Origin of the sequence: Neptuniibacter halophilus (assembly GCF_030295765.1) — a bacterium.
GTDB lineage: Bacteria > Pseudomonadota > Gammaproteobacteria > Pseudomonadales > Balneatricaceae > Neptuniibacter > Neptuniibacter halophilus.
The window spans coordinates 760,392-776,632 of record NZ_AP027292.1; the positions used below are offsets into that span (position 1 = coordinate 760,392).

15 protein-coding genes are annotated in these 16,241 nt (G+C 54.8%); 10 read left to right on the top strand and 5 right to left on the bottom strand.

Going from position 1 to position 16,241, the window contains the following annotated elements:
• The first annotated feature begins 37 nt into the window (after positions 1–37).
• Genes QUD59_RS03545 through QUD59_RS03555 form a run of 3 tightly spaced genes read left to right on the top strand, consistent with a single transcriptional unit; the run spans position 38 to position 4,206 of the window.
• Complete coding sequence (locus QUD59_RS03545) at positions 38–2,062, top strand: SUMF1/EgtB/PvdO family nonheme iron enzyme (protein WP_286239640.1); 2,025 nt, start codon at positions 38–40, stop codon at positions 2,060–2,062.
• Between the two features lie 57 nt (positions 2,063–2,119).
• Positions 2,120–3,538: a DUF4139 domain-containing protein gene (locus tag QUD59_RS03550; protein ID WP_286239641.1), complete on the top strand. Its 1,419-nt coding sequence runs from the start codon at positions 2,120–2,122 to the stop codon at positions 3,536–3,538.
• Positions 3,539–3,540: 2 nt separating this feature from the next.
• On the top strand, positions 3,541–4,206 hold the full coding sequence (locus QUD59_RS03555; protein WP_286239642.1) for a tRNA-uridine aminocarboxypropyltransferase: 666 nt from the start codon (positions 3,541–3,543) through the stop codon (positions 4,204–4,206).
• On the opposite strand, the gene QUD59_RS03560 is transcribed toward QUD59_RS03555, so the two are convergent.
• On the bottom strand, positions 4,176–4,646 hold the full coding sequence (locus tag QUD59_RS03560; protein ID WP_286239643.1) for a tetratricopeptide repeat protein: 471 nt from the start codon (positions 4,644–4,646) through the stop codon (positions 4,176–4,178). The genes QUD59_RS03555 and QUD59_RS03560 overlap by 31 nt on opposite strands.
• Positions 4,647–4,842: 196 nt before the next feature.
• On the opposite strand from QUD59_RS03560, the gene cysK reads away from it, so the two are divergent.
• Positions 4,843–5,811 carry a cysteine synthase A gene (gene cysK / locus QUD59_RS03565; protein WP_286239644.1) on the top strand — a complete coding sequence of 323 codons (969 nt, stop codon included), beginning with the start codon at positions 4,843–4,845 and terminating at the stop codon, positions 5,809–5,811.
• A 73-nt stretch (positions 5,812–5,884) separates the two neighbouring features.
• Here the strand turns inward: cysK and QUD59_RS03570 are convergent, their stop codons facing one another.
• Positions 5,885–6,070, bottom strand: a complete 186-nt coding sequence (locus QUD59_RS03570; protein WP_286239645.1) for a hypothetical protein — start codon at positions 6,068–6,070, stop codon at positions 5,885–5,887.
• A gap of 154 nt (positions 6,071–6,224) precedes the next feature.
• On the bottom strand, positions 6,225–7,145 hold the full coding sequence (locus QUD59_RS03575; protein WP_286239647.1) for a Dyp-type peroxidase: 921 nt from the start codon (positions 7,143–7,145) through the stop codon (positions 6,225–6,227).
• Positions 7,146–7,413: 268 nt separating this feature from the next.
• On the opposite strand from QUD59_RS03575, the gene QUD59_RS03580 reads away from it, so the two are divergent.
• From QUD59_RS03580 to QUD59_RS03595, 4 genes are read left to right on the top strand one after another with little or no spacing between them, the layout of a single operon-like run.
• On the top strand, positions 7,414–8,868 hold the full coding sequence (locus tag QUD59_RS03580; RefSeq protein ID WP_286239648.1) for a circularly permuted type 2 ATP-grasp protein: 1,455 nt from the start codon (positions 7,414–7,416) through the stop codon (positions 8,866–8,868).
• 2 nt (positions 8,869–8,870) lie between these two features.
• Positions 8,871–9,848: an alpha-E domain-containing protein gene (locus tag QUD59_RS03585; protein WP_286239649.1), complete on the top strand. Its 978-nt coding sequence runs from the start codon at positions 8,871–8,873 to the stop codon at positions 9,846–9,848.
• A 42-nt stretch (positions 9,849–9,890) separates the two neighbouring features.
• On the top strand, positions 9,891–12,407 hold the full coding sequence (locus QUD59_RS03590; RefSeq protein ID WP_286239650.1) for a circularly permuted type 2 ATP-grasp protein: 2,517 nt from the start codon (positions 9,891–9,893) through the stop codon (positions 12,405–12,407).
• Complete coding sequence (locus tag QUD59_RS03595) at positions 12,404–13,288, top strand: transglutaminase family protein (protein WP_286239651.1); 885 nt, start codon at positions 12,404–12,406, stop codon at positions 13,286–13,288. The genes QUD59_RS03590 and QUD59_RS03595 overlap by 4 nt, the downstream gene beginning before the upstream one ends.
• On the opposite strand, the gene QUD59_RS03600 is transcribed toward QUD59_RS03595, so the two are convergent.
• Entirely contained in the window at positions 13,285–14,127 is an 843-nt protein-coding gene (locus QUD59_RS03600; protein ID WP_286239652.1) for a sulfurtransferase, read from the bottom strand. The genes QUD59_RS03595 and QUD59_RS03600 overlap by 4 nt on opposite strands.
• 18 nt (positions 14,128–14,145) lie before the next feature.
• On the bottom strand, positions 14,146–15,423 hold the full coding sequence (locus QUD59_RS03605; RefSeq protein ID WP_286239653.1) for a tryptophan--tRNA ligase: 1,278 nt from the start codon (positions 15,421–15,423) through the stop codon (positions 14,146–14,148).
• A gap of 183 nt (positions 15,424–15,606) precedes the next feature.
• Here QUD59_RS03605 and QUD59_RS03610 point away from each other — a divergent pair, with 183 nt between their 5' ends.
• Complete coding sequence (locus QUD59_RS03610) at positions 15,607–15,900, top strand: hypothetical protein (protein ID WP_286239655.1); 294 nt, start codon at positions 15,607–15,609, stop codon at positions 15,898–15,900.
• A gap of 95 nt (positions 15,901–15,995) precedes the next feature.
• Positions 15,996–16,229 (top strand): DUF2789 domain-containing protein, encoded by a 234-nt coding sequence (locus tag QUD59_RS03615; protein ID WP_286239657.1) that lies wholly within the window; start codon positions 15,996–15,998, stop codon positions 16,227–16,229.
• The last annotated feature ends 12 nt before the right edge of the window (positions 16,230–16,241 follow it).

Sequence of the window (16,241 nt, forward strand, 5' to 3'; positions counted from 1 at the left end):
TAACAGCGGCGGAGTAAGTCAATAAGGATTGGTCGACATGAGCGGTACGCCAGAATCAGTTTTCGAAGCCCTCCAGGAAGGAACCCTTCTCGGTCCCGAACACCACCGTTTCAAACTGCTGAAATTCAGCACCGACCACCCTCTCGGCCAGCTCTGGCAAGCGGAAGATATCGGCGTTTCCGGCAGCCCTCTGGTCACCCTGCTGATTCTGAATCCCGCGCTGCTGAAGCAGAACAGCTTCGTTGAAGGCGTCAAAAAACACGCCACCCTGAGTAAGCAGCTCCAGAACAAACATATCGCCGAATGCTACGGTTTCTTTTCACACAAAGGCGGTTTGCTGTTTCTCTCTTACGAAAAACTCGATGGCCTGACCCTGGGTTCCATGTTGAGCCGGGGCAACAGCCTGCAGGAAAGCCAGCAACTGGGCCTGATCCGGCAGATCGCTTACGCCATCGACATGGGCTTCCAGAAACTGCGCTCTGCCCACGGTTGTCTGGAAACCGGGCTGATCTATATCAACCGCCGCGGTGGAGTCAAGCTGACACTCTTCGCCATGCGCGACAGCATGGAAGCGATCGTTCCCTTACTGAAACAGCCGCCCGGCTACAAACAGTATCAGGCACCTGAGGCGTTCCATCCGGGCAAACTGAGCCGTAAAGCCGACGTATACTCTTTTGCCGGCATCATCTACGAACTGCTCAGCGGCAAAGCTCCCTTTAAAGCAGAAGATAGCGAAGCCGATCGGGTGCGCAGGCAACTGGAGCAACCGGACGCGCTGGACGATGAACAGTGGAAAACCCTGCAAAAGGCACTCGCTACCGATCCGGAAGAGCGTTTTCCAAACTGTACTGAACTGGTCAAAGCCCTGTTCCCGCCACCGTCTGAAGAGGAGGAGCAAGCCGCCGGGAACAGCGCCGAAGCCGATACCGGAAACGATGCTGACAGCAATACCGAGGCAGCCACCGAATCCGACGAGGGCCCGGCCAGGCTGAGTCTGAAAGATAAACTGGCCCGGCTGCGCCTGCCTGAAATTCCCAGAGTCGCACTCTACTCTATAATCGGGAGTCTGCTGTTCGTGCTCGGGTATCTGCTGGGCTGGTTTGTTTCCGATTTTATGAACTTTAAAGAGAAAGATTTCCAGGCACTGCAGATTCAGAAACAACAGGACGCTCTGCAGCAGATGTACGATTCTCTGCAGGCTCAGCAAGAGCTGCAGCAAGAGCAGGATAAAAAGCTGGAAGCGCTGAACCTGAGTAACACCGTTCTCAAGCAGCAGCTGGAGATTGCTAAGACCAAACTCGCTGACAGCGAACCGGATGAACCGGGCAATCAGATCTTTAAAGATCAGATCGATCAGGGCAGTTATGGGCCGGAGATGGTGCTGCTGCCCTCCGGGCAATTCCGCATGGGCGATCAATCCGATATCGGTGATGATAATGAAAAGCCGGTCCACGTTGTGACCATCGCCAAACCCTTCGCCCTGTCACGCTTTGAAGTCACGTTCGCCGAGTACGACCGCTTTGCCGAAGCCACCAACCGGCCTCTGCCGGATGATGAAGGCTGGGGCCGCGGCAATCGTCCGGTCGTCAACGTCAGTTGGCGCGACGCCGTTGCCTATGCCAGTTGGCTGAAGAACGAAACCGGACACCCTTACCGCCTGCCTTCAGAGGCTGAGTGGGAGTATGCAGCCCGCGCGGGTAATCTGACCACCTACTGGTGGGGCAATGAGCTCAAGCCGGGGATGGCAAACTGTGCCGGCTGCGGCAGTGAGTGGGATGGCAAGCAGACCGCGCCGGTCGGCAGCTTCCCGGCCAATACCTGGGGCCTGCACGATATGACCGGCAATGTTGAAGAGTGGGTGGCCGATTGCTACGAAGATAACTACAACCTCGCACCACTGGACGGCTCAGCCTACCGCAAGCGCGCCTGTGCTCACCGGGTCATGCGCGGAGGTTCATGGTTCGAGATAGATCGTCTGATCCGCCCGGCCAGCCGCTACCGCCACCCGGTGGATTCGAAGCGCAACAGCTGGGGATTCCGGGTTGCTCTGGATATCGAGTAAGTCCGGGTTCATCCAGCCGATGTATAACGGGCAGCAGTTAACAAAAGGGATTTCGACATGCGGTTACGCCAAATCAGTCTTGCGTTTATCACCACCGGACTATGCTTCACCCCGCTGATCACTCAGGCAGACAATTTGCAGATCAGCTCGGAGCAACGCCAGTCCGTCAATCTGACCCTGTATAACCAGAATCTGGGGCTGGTCAGAGAGACCCGGCAACTGCCGCCTCTGTCGGCCAGTCAGGAGGTTACTCTGGAAGATGTCAGCGAGCAGTTACAGGTCGAGAGTCTGCGCATCGATAACGCCGGGCAGATTCTGGAGCAGAACCTCAACACCAACCTGCTGAATCAGCACAACCTGCTGCAACACTATATTGGCAAATACCTGCAACTGGCCCGTCTCAATCCGGTGTCCGGTCAGGAAGTGATCAGTCAGGTACAATTGCTGAGTATTGACGGCAACCGGGCCCTGATCAAACGCGAAAACCGCTTTGAAAGTATTCCGCTTAACCATCAGTGGCGATTCATTTTTCCCGAGCTCCCCGGTCATCTGCTCAGCAAACCCAGTATCAATTTCCGCAGCGGCGGCACTCAACAATCGCAGCAGAGCCGAATCAGCTACCTCACCGGCGGTCTTAGCTGGGGAATGGATTATGTGCTGACACTGAACGAACGGGGTGACAAGGCCAGCCTTGATGGACGCGCCAGCCTGAGTAACCAGACCGGTACCGACTTCAGCAACGCACGCATTTCACTGGTCGCCGGGCAACTCAATACCCCGGTACGTAATCGCCATGCCGAGATGCTGCAGGCCGATTTTGCCCGGGGAGCCGTCGCCCAGGCGGCACCGAAAATGATCGATCAGCAGGAACTGGGGGACTTTCAGTTATTTAATCTACCACGCAATGTAGACCTGCTGAACGGTCAGATCAAACAGGTGGCCTTCCTCAGCGCCGCAGAGATCCCGGTTAAGCGCAGTTATAACTATGAGTTCCTGGTGTATCCCACGCTGGAGCGTAATCAGCACCGGGTTAAACCTGAGCTGACCCTGACCTTCGCCAACACAGAAAAAAGCCACCTCGGCGTTCCCTTACCCGGCGGCAAAATCCGCACATTCACCCCGGATGAGCATGGCCAGTTGCAGTTCTCCGGTGGCAGTGAGATCGGACACAGCAGTATCAATGATGAGGTGGAGATCCGTCAGGGTAACGCCTTTGATCTGTCGATTCACCGCAAACAGACCCACTTCAGCAAAACCTTCAACGGTTTTATGGTGGGTCAGGAGCTGCGCATCAGCAACAGCCGGGCCACACCGACAACCCTGGAGATGACAGCGAATTTCCCGCTTGAGTGGAAAATGCTCAACAGCAGTCATCCCCACGAACAGGTGATGGGCGGCAGCGCACGCTGGCAGGTGGACGTTCCGGCAAAAGGCGAAGCAGTTCTGCAGTTCAAAGTTCAGATGGAGAAACGCTGAGTGTGCCTCTGAACCGATGCAGCGGCTGCGGCCTGCCTGAACTGTGGTGCTGTTGCAGCCAGATTCAGCCACAGCAGAGCGACCTGACACTGGCACTGCTGCTGCATCAGAACGAACCTGAGCGGGCCAGCAGCACCAGCCGGATCATCCGCCGCCTGCTCCCCGGGTGCCAGCTATACCTCTGGCAACGCCGGGAACCGCCTGAAGCGCTGCTTGAACAGATTCAGTCTTCCGATGTGGAGTGCTGGCTGCTATTCCCGGCAGACCGGCCCGATCTGAAACTGCGCAGCCGGGCACTCAGCCCGAAAACATCGGCCAGAAAACGCCTGATCATTATTCCTGATGGTACCTGGAAAGAGGTACGTAAGATGGTACGCAAGAGCCCCTGGCTGAACGACCTGCCACTGCTGGCGTTCGACCCCGGAACCCCAAGCCGGTATGACCTGCGTCGCAATCCCGACCCGGATCACCTCTGCACCGCCGAAACGGTCGCCGAGCTGCTCCGGCTCAACGATGAGAAAGAGGCAGCACAGCAATTAGACCAGGCTCTGGATCTGTTTATACAGCGCTATAAAGACGCCCGCCAGAAAGGCGCGCTGAAGGACTCAGCAAGCGACCGAGATTACCGGGGCGCAGGTCAGAGCGAGGGGAGCCGGGCACGCCACTGATCGGCAACTTCCGTATCCACAGCCTGTTCCAGCTCGCCCTTGGCAAAAACCTCCACCAGCCGCCGGATCGCCAGCAGATGCGACTGTTCAGCCGCCTGACGATAATACGCCAGCGCTTTCACCGGATCGGGCTGAAAATAGTGTTCGAAGCCCTGTTCATAGATCCGGCCCATCTGGTAACTGGCTTTGCTGTCCCCTTTTTCTGCAGCCCGCTGCAGATAGATCCCACCCTGAATTCGGTTCTCAACACCCTCACCACGAAAGTGCAGCAGATGACCATACAGAGACAGCGCCCGGCGCGAGCCGTTATCGGCAGCAAAGCGAAACAGTTTCATAACCCGGTCATGCCCTGTCCGGGAGGCGCGGAATAGCGGAATACGAAACATCAAATAGGCAAGCATAAATGCCACCGGGGCAAGCATTCGCGAGATAATCTGCATCACAGTTCCAGGCTGGTGAAATCAACGTCATCATAACAATGCCGGCCTCAGGTCTAAATAGCCATACACACAGAAAAATCCTTGATCCCTGCTGCGCATCTGAGATACAACAACTAGACTGTAATGCACTTAAAAAACAGAACTTATATTCAATTATGGAATATAAGCATGACTAAAGGATAAGTTGGGTAGCAGAATGAAAATATACGAAGATAACTCTCTGACCATCGGTAACACGCCGCTGGTGCACCTGAAACGCATCGCGCCCGGGCTGAACATTTTCGGAAAAATTGAATCCCGCAACCCTGCAGGTTCTGTTAAATGCCGTATCGGTGCCAACATGATCTGGTCTGCCGAAAAAAGCGGCGCCCTGAAACCCGGCATGACAATGGTTGAACCGACCAGCGGCAATACCGGTATTGCACTGGCTTTCGTTGCTGCGTCCCGCGGTTATGACATCGTTTTCACCATGCCCTCCTCCATGAGTCTGGAACGCCGTAAAATCATGAAAGCACTGGGTGCCCAGATTGTGCTCACGGAACCGGCGAAAGGGATGAAAGGTGCAATCGCCAAAGCTCAGGAGATTGTCGATCAGAACCCTGACACTCACATGATGCTGCAGCAGTTTGAAAACCCGGCTAACCCTGAGATCCACGAGAAAACGACCGGCCCTGAGATCTGGAATGATACCGATGGCAAAATCGATATTCTGGTTGCAGGCGTTGGTACCGGCGGTACGATCACCGGCACCTCTCGTTTTATCAAGCAGGAAAAAGGTAAAGCAATCACCTCTGTGGCGGTAGAGCCTGTCGATTCCCCGGTGATTACCCAGACCCTGAACGGTGATGAAGTACAACCTGCACCGCATAAAATTCAGGGTATCGGCGCGGGTTTCGTACCGAAAAACCTGGATCTGGAACTGGTTGATCAGGTTGAACAGGTCAGTAACGAAGATGCGATTGAGACCGCACGCCTGCTGATGGAGAAAGAAGGCATTATGGCCGGCATCTCCTGCGGTGCAGCACTGTGCGCTGCCCTGAGAGTTGCCGGGCAGCCAGGTAACGAAGGCAAAAACATTGTCGTGATCCTACCGGATTCCGGCGAACGCTACCTTTCCTCTGCGCTGTTTGAAGGCATGTTCAGCGACAACGAACTGGTTCAGTAATCCGCTACAGAACCTGCAGAAACAAAAAAGCCAGAGCGATGATTGCTCTGGCTTTTTTATGCACTGCCGAAAATCAGTTCAGCAGTTCACGGATCTTATCGTGGGTAGGAAACTCATCCAGATGTTCAACCTGAACACTGCGGTCACTGCTTTTTACCACATTGTACCACTGCGCTTTACGCTGCTTTCCCTGATAACATCCATCCACTTCATAGTTCTCGCCATCAATTGCCAGGATGGCAATAGTGCGAGTATTCATCTCTGTACGCATCTCACTCTGACCTTCATTTTTGTAATTTTTCTACATGAAAGCATAGTGTATACCAGACACTTTACAAATTGGTGACTATTTTATAGTCAATTTCCGGCTTTCTGTGTAACAACACTACCTGGATCAATTTTTGATCAGTTTTCTATAAGCCCTGCAGAAACGCTACCGACGGCGCAAAGAATGCCTGACCTGTAACAGCACGAGTGTACTTCAGCAGGTGATCACTGTGCCCCTCTCCATCACCCTCAATCATACTTTGCAGCATCAGGGTAAAATTCTCTGGGCTGCGACAGTAACTGGCAAACAGCAGACCGCACTCTTCGGTTGAACCATAGGGCATGCTGTGACGGAGTATTTCGATCGAGCGACCTTCAGCATCTTTGAGTGAGGTCCGTTTGGTGTGCGCTGTCAGATCCTTCTCGGCTGACGGATACTCTACGTTGTCAGACTTGGTCCGACCGATTGTATCTTCCTGCACCTTCAGTGGCTGACGGTTCCAGAACGCCATATTGTGAACATAACGCTGCAGATGGATATAGGAACCGCCACTGAACTCAAGATCCTCATCCGCGACCACTGCGACGTCAATCCGGTCATCGCCCTGCGGGTTCTCTGTACCATCTACAAAGCCGGTCAGATCACGGGAGTCGAGATAGCGGAACCCCTCAACCTCTTCAACCAGTGTCACCGCATCGCCCAGTTGATCCACCAGCCGCTGAGCCAGCATAAAGTTGAGATCTTTACGTGCCGAGCGGATATGAAACAGCAGATCCACCGGGGTGTTAGGCGCCACCATTTCACCCTTTTCAAAACTCGGAAATGGCTGCAGGGAAGCCGGTGTTCCCTCCACACCCAACTGACTCCAGTAACTGCTGCCGATCGCTGCCACAATGTGCAGATCAGCATCCGGGTTGTTGTCATTAAATAGCTGCTGTAACGCCGGAATTTTAGCCAGAACCGTTTTGACTTTGGCCAACGCGCCATCATTACGACTCTGATTAAAAGTCAAAAACAGTGCCGCAGGACTGGCCTCTGCGACAACACCACTCTGAAACTGTGCCATGGATGCTCCCTCAAGTATTAACTCAGCCTGTTCAGTATAAAGAGAACCCGGCAGCGGGAAAACACTCAGCCTCGCTCATCTCCGCCTGTGATTCCGGTTTCCACGGCTGGCCTGATAATTGCCTACACTGTGTATTGAATAATTAAGCCAACGAATTGCCTGGCCAACATGATCCGCTGCACCAATATGGAACATGAGCTGAAGCACACAGCACCCTATCGGCACACCGCGCGCCGGGCAACTTCGTGATAAGGGAGTCAGCCAAGCAATGAGTAACATCTGGGACAACTACCAATCCGATCAGCACTACGATGAGCTGATCGATCAGCATGGCCAATCCCGTCACTGCGCCAGTGAGCTGGTGACACAACTGGCCGACATGGCTACTGACGATCTGGATAAACGTCGTGAAATGGCCGAAGCCACCATTCAGGAAATGGGCATCTCCTTTACGGTTTACACCGAAGAGGGCAACATCGACCGGGCCTGGCCCTTTGATATCATCCCCCGCACCATCTCGGCACAGCAGTGGCAAACGACCGCGGCCGGACTGAAGCAGCGACTCACCGCACTGAATATGTTTATCGATGATCTCTACAACGAGCAGCGGATCATCAAAGCCGGGATTATTCCGGAACACATCATTAAGGAATCTAAAAATTTCCGCCCTGAGTGCTGCGGCATGAGCCCCGCCTTCGGAGTCTGGGCACATATCTGCGGGACCGATCTGGTCCGGGATAAAGATGGTCAGTTCTATGTACTGGAAGATAACCTCCGTGTTCCCTCAGGTGTGTCCTACATGCTGGAGAACCGGGCGATAACCAAACGAGTGATGCCGGAGCTGTTCGAAAAAGAGAGCATCCTGCCGATCGATGATTACCCGGACCAGCTTTTTGATATGCTCGCCTCGCTCTCGCCGCGCCAAAACGAGGAACCGGAGATTGTCGTCCTGACCCCCGGTATCTTCAACTCCGCCTATTTTGAGCATGCCTTTCTCGCCCAGCAGATGGGGGCGGAGCTGGTTGAAGGTGATGACCTGTTTGTCGCCGCAGATGACTGTGTCTACATGAAGACCATTTCCGGCCCGGAGCGGGTCGACGTTATCTACCGCCGGATTGATGATGAGTTCATGGACCCGGAAGCCTTTAATCCGGAATCCGTACTGGGCGTTCGCGGCCTGATGCGGGCATGGCGTGCCGGGAACGTGGCACTGGCCAATGCCCCCGGCGCCGGGGTCGCTGACGATAAGGTGGTGTATGCTTACGTACCGGAGATCATCCGCTTTTACCTGAACGAAGAACCGATTCTGCCGAATGTAAAAACCTACCTCTGTGAAGACCCGGAACAGAGAGCGTACGTGCTGCAGAATCTCGATAAACTGGTCGTCAAACCGGCCAATGAATCCGGCGGCTACGGCATGCTGGTCGGCCCGCATTCCAGCAAAAAGGAGCAGGCCACGTTTGCCAGACTGATTCAGGACAACCCACGCAATTACATTGCCCAGCCAACCCTGAGCCTCTCCACCGCGCCGGCACTGATCAGCTCGGGAAAAGTGGAACCCCGCCATCTGGATCTGCGTCCGTTCATCCTGCAGGGTAAAAATACATACGTCACGACCGGCGGCCTGACCCGTGTTGCTATGAAAAAAGGCTCTCTGGTAGTGAACTCCTCCCAGGGTGGCGGAAGTAAAGACACCTGGATTGTTGCAAAGGAGGGTAACTGATCATGCTTTCACGTGTTGCCGAACGAATTTACTGGAGCGCCCGTTATCTGGAACGGGTGGAAAATACCGCCCGTCTGGTCAGCGTTTATGACAATCTGTTGTTTGACCTGCCAAAGGATACCAATATCAGTTGGTACAACCTGATCCGGATCAACAGCAGTGAACAGCTTTTCCACGACCGCTATACGGTTCAGGATGAGCACAACGTCGTCAAATTTATGCTCGCGGACGACACCAACCTCAGCTCCATGCTCTCTTCCCTGAATATGCTGCGGGAGAATATCCGCACCACCCGCGATGTCCTGCCACAGGACACCTGGGAACTGGTCAACGAGCTGGATCTGTTCGCCCAGAATAATATCCGTCAGGGGATTAACCGCACCCATCGCCACCAGTTTCTGAATACGATCATTCAGAAATGCCAGGAGCTGAATGGTCTGTTTGATGGCACCATGAGCCGTGATCCGGGCTGGCAGTTTCTGATGCTGGGCCGCAACCTTGAACGGGCCGATATGACTACCCGTATTCTGGATGCGGGGATCTCAGTGATACTGCAACCCAATGAGGGCAGCGCACTTAACATAGCACAGGTGGTCTGGGGTAATGTGTTACGCTCACTCAGCGCCGACATGAACTACCGACGCAGCGTTCGCAGTGCTGTGCAGTCACGTAAAGTTGCCCGCTTCCTGCTTCAGGATAAAAACTTCCCGCGCTCATTCGCGTTCTGTATTGACGAGATTCAACGCGCCCTGAACAGCCTGCCCCGGGCAGATAAGATCAAACTTAAATCCCTGCTCCAGCCAGAATCACCTTTGCAGCAGCAGGCGATGCCTAATGCCGAACTGCAGGAATTTCTCAATGAACTGCAGATTTTACTGATTGAACTGAACAACCAGTTTGCACAAACCTGGTTTGCGTTCGACAATCAGGATACAGTGCCCGCCATAAATTCAGCGCAAACCCAGGCCTCTCAGGCCTGAACAGCGCGGCACTGACCGATTTCAGCTACATGAGCGGCAACTGTGAACCCAGAGCAATCTTTAAAGGCCCCGACAGAGAACCTGATTGAGTGGCAGGATCTGCCTGCCGGGCATTTTAATGAAGCCTTCACCGCTTCAGGTGAAGCACGCCCCCATTGGCAGTACCTGCTGGATGGTTATGCTGCTCTGGGCCAGCAGGGCATTCAGGACCGGGCCGGCAAAGCAGCCCGCATTCTGCGTGACGATGGTGCGACCTATAATATCCACAGTGCGCATGTCAGTGAGCATCGCTGGGAACTCGACCCGATTCCTATGCTGTTTTCCAGCGAGGAATGGTCACACATAGAAACCGGCCTGATCGAACGCAGTGAAGTGCTGGATCTGTTCTTAAAGGATATTTACGGGCCACAGGAACTGCTGCGTCAGGGGATAATCCCACCAGAACTGATCTTCAGCCACCCCTGCTTTCTGCGCCCGTGCCACGGTCAGGCCCTGAGTACTAATCAACTGCTGACGCTGCACGGCATCGACATGGTGCGCGGACCTGAGGGCGAGATCCGGATTATTGGTGACCGGACCCAGGCACCCAGCGGCTCCGGCTATGCGCTGGAAAACCGCACGGTGATGTCGCGGGTGATGCCCAGCCTGTTCCGCGACAGTCAGGTTCACCGGCTGTCTCTGTTTTTCCAGACGCTACGGAATACGCTGACCCGCGAAGCGCAGAAACTGAGCCCTTATCCGAATATCGTGATTCTTACGCCGGGCTCCTACAGCGAAACCTATTTTGAGCACGCCTACCTGGCCAATTATCTGGGTTTTCCTCTGGTACAGGGCAGCGACCTGCAGGTGAAACAGGGCAAAGTCTGGCTTAAATCCCTTAACGGTCTGAGCCGGGTTGACCTGATTTTGCGCCGGGTGGATGACTCTTACTGTGATCCGGTTGAGCTGAGACCCGACTCATTTCTGGGTATCGCCGGTTTAATGGAGGTAGTCCGGGCCGGCAATGTGATTGTCAGTAACCCTCTGGGTTCCGGGATTCTCGAATCGCCCGCCCTGCTGAAATACCTGCCGGCAATCAGTGAGTTTTTCCTTGGCAGAGCACTCAGCCTGCAATCGGTTAAAACCTGGTGGGGAGGCGATCCTCAGGATCTGGCCTATATGAAAAAGCATCTGGGCCAGTTGATCATCAAACCGGTAGCCCGTAGTCAGGCGGAGGCCAGTATCTACGGCCACCTTCTGAATAAAACCCAGCGGGAACAGGTCTGGCAGAAGATTCAGGCCCGCCCTCTGCACTATGTCGCGCAGGAGTATCTGCTCCCCTCCTACCTGCCCGCCTGGCAGAAAGGCGTGATTTCACCGCGGCCTGCGATCTTCCGCAGCTTCACCGTGGCAGACCAGAGCGGATTCAGTTGCATGCCCGGCGGTCTGACACGCATCGGCTTATCCGAGAATGAAACCGTCGTTACCAATCAGGCCGGCTCGATCAGTAAAGACACCTGGATTATCGCCTCCGAGCCGGAAAAACAGCTCTCGCTTCTGGAACAGAAAGCCGACCTTCCTGAATCGCGGTTTGAAGCTGAGCTACCGGGGCGTGTGGTTGAAGATCTCTTCTGGATGGGCCGTTATGCAGAGCGTGCCGAATCCGGTTTACGCCAGATCCGTACCCTGTTTATCCAGATTAACGGGGTTGAAAACCTCAGCCCCAGTTGCAAAGCACTACTGTTTGCGGCGCAACACCCGCCGATCTCTTCAGAGCAGGAACTCGCAGCCCGACTGCTGGATAAGGATAATCCGGAGAGCGTAAAAGCCAGCATTCTTGCCTTCCTGATCAACTCCGAAAAAGTTAAGGAGCGACTCTCCGCCGACAGTAACCGGGTCATCAACGACCTGAGAGATTATCTGTATGATCTGGAAAGAGCCTTCATCAGCGGTATTCCTTCGGCACCCGAGGAGTCGCTGGACCCGCTGGTAACCGCTCTTCTCGCGTATACCGGCGTCAGCCACGACAGCATGCTGCGGGGTGCCGGCTGGCGTTTTCAGGAGATGGGACGGCGCTGTGAGCGTATCCTGCAAACCACCCATCTGATCGACAGTTTGCTGTCTACCCCGCTGCCCTATTACGCACAGGGACAGGCACTGGAGTCCGTACTTCTGAGTGCAGAATCGATGATCAGCTTTAAACGCCGCTATCGTGGCAATAACCGGGTAGCCAACGCACTGGAGCTACTCCTGCTTGAACCGAGCAACCCACGTGCCCTGATCTATCAGTTAAATCAATTGCAGCAGCAGTTTGAGCAGTTACCCGCCAAAGGGGCCCAGAGCGTCAGCCTGAGTCTGGGTAAGAAGCTGCTCCTGCAATCCATCCATCTGATTCAGCTGGCCGATCTGAAACAACTGGCAGAATCAGACCCTGAAGGGATCAGTCGCCCTTATCTCCGCCAGTTGATGCACTCCCTCAACGCCCAGATTGAACAGTTCTGTGATCTGCTGACGGTGCAGTATTTCGATCGTCAGACCAGCCTGCAGCAACTGACCAGCAATAAGAGCAGCCGCCGATGATCTATCGTATCCGTCACATTACCGAGTACGACTACCATTCCCCGGTGTCCCTGTGCATCAATCAGGCCCATGTGCTGCCGCGCAACACCACCGAACAGCGATGCCGTCACAGCGATATCCGAATCACACCGCGTCCGGAGTACCTGGCTGAACGGGAGGATTATTTCGGCAATCGCTACTGTTATTTTGCCGTGGAACGGGAGCATCAGAAGCTGGTTATTGATGTCACTACCGAGATTGAAACCTCTGCCCAGAATGCCAACCGGAATCTGGATCTGGGTAACACCTGCGCGCAGGCTAAAAAGCTGCTTGCCGATGCCCGCAGCGCAGAATGCATCGCCGCCCGTGAATTTATACTCGACTCACCGATGGTTCAGGCCTGCGACGCGCTGCGTGAATTTACCCGGGGAATTTTCAACGAAGACCGTCCACTGCTGTCCGCGGTACGCGAGCTGTGCCATAAGATACATCACGAATTTACCTACGAACCCCTCTCCACCAATACCACCACCTCGCTGGAAGAGGTCTTACAGAACCGGCGCGGAGTCTGTCAGGACTTTGCCCATCTGGCGATCGGATGCATCCGGGCACAGGGGTTTCCGGCGCGCTATGTCAGCGGCTATCTGGAAACACTGCCGCCCCCCGGAAAAGAGAAACTGATCGGTGCCGACGCCTCACACGCCTGGCTGGCGATCTATTCACCCGGTGAAGGCTGGTTTGATTTTGACCCCACCAATAACAACATGCCGGATGAGCAGCATATCACTACCGCCTGGGGACGGGATTACGGCGATGTCACGCCGGTTAAGGGGGTAATTTTTGCAGATGATGCCAGTCAGGAACTTAAAGTGTCGGTTAATGTGGAACGCTTAACCGGTTAACACGCCCCGGTGGCTACCGGCCGTGCCGGATGACGAATCCACTCGCTCCAGGAGCCTGCATACAAGCGGCTGCCGGACAGTCCGGCAATCTCCATCGCCAGCAGATTATGACAGGCCGTAACCCCGGAACCACACATATGCACAACCCCGGAAGGATCGGCTCCGGCCAGCAGGGCCAGCCACTCACTGCGCAGTTGCGCTGCCGGTTTAAACTGGCCATCGTGCAGGTTGTCGGTAAGCGGTCGGTTCAGCGCCCCCGGCACATGACCGGCAACCGGATCAATCGGTTCCTGTTCACCGCGAAAGCGCGCTTCAGCCCGGGCATCCACCAGCGTGACCGCTTTCTGCTCCAGCGCACGAACCACCTGATCTGTAGATAACGCAGGCCACGCCACGACAGGCATCGACGATACCGCTTCTGCTGAGCGCTGCACAGGCTGGCAAACCTCACCCGCTGCAGCCTGCCACGCCTGCAAACCGCCATCGAGCAAAGCCACACTAAAACCCAGCTCACGTAGCATCCACCAGGCCCGGGCCGCCATGGCCCCGGCACAATCATCAAACACCACCAGTTGCTGTCCGGGCTCAATACCAAGACTGTTCAGCCGGTTCAGTAACACCTGAACCGAAGGCAGGGGATGACGCCCGGAGTCAGCGGTTATTGCGGATGAAAGGTCTTTTTCCAGATCGAGGAACCGCGCACCGGGCAATGATCCTGCCTGAAAAGATGCCAGCCCCGCTGCCGGATCGGCCAGACTGAAGCGGCAATCCAGCACGACACAACCCGGCTCCTTTAACCGCGCCTTCAGCTCAGAAACGCTGATCAGATTCCGCTGCATATCCTGACTCCCTGAGGCTTACAGGTAGCTGGCCAGCTCCTCCTGGAGCAGTTCCAGTTCATTCTGCGCCTTCTGTCTGGCTTTCTTTTTCAGACCTTCAACTTCTGCTGTTTTATCAGCGATCAGAGACTGAGCAACAGCCGCTTTATCTTCGGCCTGCGCTACCTGATCAAGCAGCGGTTTCAGTTGCATCAGAATCGCACGACGACGCCCCTCTTCCGCCCGGGCAATCGCTTCAGCCGATTTCTCTTTCTTCTGGGTCTCTTCAGCTTTTGCTGCCGGGACATAGGTCAGTGGGCGGATACCCGCCGCAATACGCGCCTTCTCCATGACCGGAGTCGCAACGGCGCGGGCTTTTTCAGCACCTTTCTGCAGCACGGCTTCTACCGCACCCAGATCGTTCATCAGTTCGTTGTAACGGGCCCGCGGTTCAGAAAGCTTAGCGTCCATAAACTCGAACAACTCACGCTTGGCGTCACCCCAGCCGATACCATTTTCAAACTGCTGACGCATCGCAGCCGCTTCCTGCTCGCTCGCAAAGCAGTTATATAACTGGAACAGCGTGCTGTTATCTGCATCTTTTGGCTCGCCCGGCGCGCGGCTGTCGGTTTCAATCTGCTTGATCAGCTTGTAAAGATCGTCGGATGAACTGAACAGCGGAATGGTGTTGTCATAGCTTTTTGACATCTTCCGTCCATCCAGGCCCGGAATCAGCTGGGTCTGTTCATCAACTACCGCTTCCGGCAGGGTGAACAGGTTTTCAAAGGTATGATTAAAACGGCCAGCCATATCCCGGGCCATCTCGATGTGCTGAATCTGGTCTTTACCTACCGGAATCAGATCCGCATTAAACATCAGGATATCCGCAGCCATCAGGATCGGGTAGCTGAACAGCCCCATGGTCACGCCATCATCCAGATCCGCGTTGCCTGCATCACGGTTGGCATCAACCGACGCTTTGTAGGCGTGCGCACGGTTCATCAGACCTTTGGAACACATGCAGGTCAGAATCCAGGTCAGTTCAGTAATCTCCGGGATATCAGTCTGACGGTAGAACGTTGCTTTATCAGTATCCAGACCGAGCGCCAGCCAGGTTGCCGCGATCTCACGGGTGGATTGCGCAACGCGCTCCGGTTCATGGCACTTGATCAGTGCATGAAAATCCGCAAGAAAATAAAAGTTGTTATAGGCATCACTCAGGCTCATATCAATGGCAGGCTTGATCGCCCCCAGATAGTTACCGATATGCGGCGTACCTGTGGTTGTAATTCCGGTGAGAACTGTTTTCTTTTCCATTAACCTATCTTCTCTGTCTGTCCGGCGCCTGAATCCCAGGCGGGAGTGCACAACACTAACTCGATGAATGGCCGCTATGATACCGAAAAATCTGCGCACTTGCCGCTGCCTGACCAAGGTAGGAATGAAATAGATCAAAGAAAGTGCTACAAAGGCCCAAACAATAAAAACATGACGACGACTATGACCGAATCTGCAGCCTCCCTGATTACCCTTTCTGCCCCTCTGGCCAGCGCTGGCTGGTATATCTGGCAAAGCCCGGAACGGGATATCCACAGCATCGTAATGTGCCTGATCAGCGGTGTACTCTGCCTGTTTGGCGGTTTCCTGATCTCCGGGGCCGTAATGAAACTGATCGGCCCGTTTGACTCACCCCTGATCCCGGCCCTGCTGGTGTGTACAGGTACCACGCTGTGTACTGCTGGGCATCACTTCTACCTGAAACGCAAATCTGCCGGCCAAAAACCAACTAATTAAGTCAACTTTGACAGATTACCGATTCTGACCAACACTTTAATTCGCTAATCAGCAGCCCGGAGCCCAAGTCTCCGGGCGCGAAGCGGGAGGTCAGCATGTATACGTCAGAACACAGCTTTTCAACACTCTTTCAGCAGTTGGGCCTGCCCAATAGCGAAAAGGAGATCAATCAGTTTATTACCACTCATCGTCTCTACAGCAATCAGATCAAACTGGCCGATGCCTCTTTCTGGAGTCCCAGCCAGTCAGACTTTCTCCGTGAGGCGATCGATCAGGATTCAGAGTGGGCTGAACTGGTGGATGAACTGGACACCCAGCTCAGACAGTAGCCCATCAGGCAC

Bases quoted from the DNA above. Each gene is read 5' to 3' on its own strand.
- QUD59_RS03570 (WP_286239645.1), bottom strand. From the start codon at position 6,070: ATGAATACTCGCACTATTGCCATCCTGGCAATTGATGGCGAGAACTAT.
- QUD59_RS03575 (WP_286239647.1), bottom strand. From the start codon at position 7,145: ATGGCACAGTTTCAGAGTGGTGTTGTCGCAGAGGCCAGTCCTGCGGCA.
- QUD59_RS03615 (WP_286239657.1), top strand. From the start codon at position 15,996: ATGTATACGTCAGAACACAGCTTTTCAACACTCTTTCAGCAGTTGGGC.
- QUD59_RS03550 (WP_286239641.1), top strand. From the start codon at position 2,120: ATGCGGTTACGCCAAATCAGTCTTGCGTTTATCACCACCGGACTATGC.
- QUD59_RS03585 (WP_286239649.1), top strand. From the start codon at position 8,871: ATGCTTTCACGTGTTGCCGAACGAATTTACTGGAGCGCCCGTTATCTG.
- QUD59_RS03560 (WP_286239643.1), bottom strand. From the start codon at position 4,646: ATGCAGATTATCTCGCGAATGCTTGCCCCGGTGGCATTTATGCTTGCC.
- QUD59_RS03610 (WP_286239655.1), top strand. From the start codon at position 15,607: ATGACCGAATCTGCAGCCTCCCTGATTACCCTTTCTGCCCCTCTGGCC.
- QUD59_RS03580 (WP_286239648.1), top strand. From the start codon at position 7,414: ATGAGTAACATCTGGGACAACTACCAATCCGATCAGCACTACGATGAG.
- cysK (WP_286239644.1), top strand. From the start codon at position 4,843: ATGAAAATATACGAAGATAACTCTCTGACCATCGGTAACACGCCGCTG.
- QUD59_RS03545 (WP_286239640.1), top strand. From the start codon at position 38: ATGAGCGGTACGCCAGAATCAGTTTTCGAAGCCCTCCAGGAAGGAACC.
- QUD59_RS03605 (WP_286239653.1), bottom strand. From the start codon at position 15,423: ATGGAAAAGAAAACAGTTCTCACCGGAATTACAACCACAGGTACGCCG.
- QUD59_RS03600 (WP_286239652.1), bottom strand. From the start codon at position 14,127: ATGCAGCGGAATCTGATCAGCGTTTCTGAGCTGAAGGCGCGGTTAAAG.
- QUD59_RS03595 (WP_286239651.1), top strand. From the start codon at position 12,404: ATGATCTATCGTATCCGTCACATTACCGAGTACGACTACCATTCCCCG.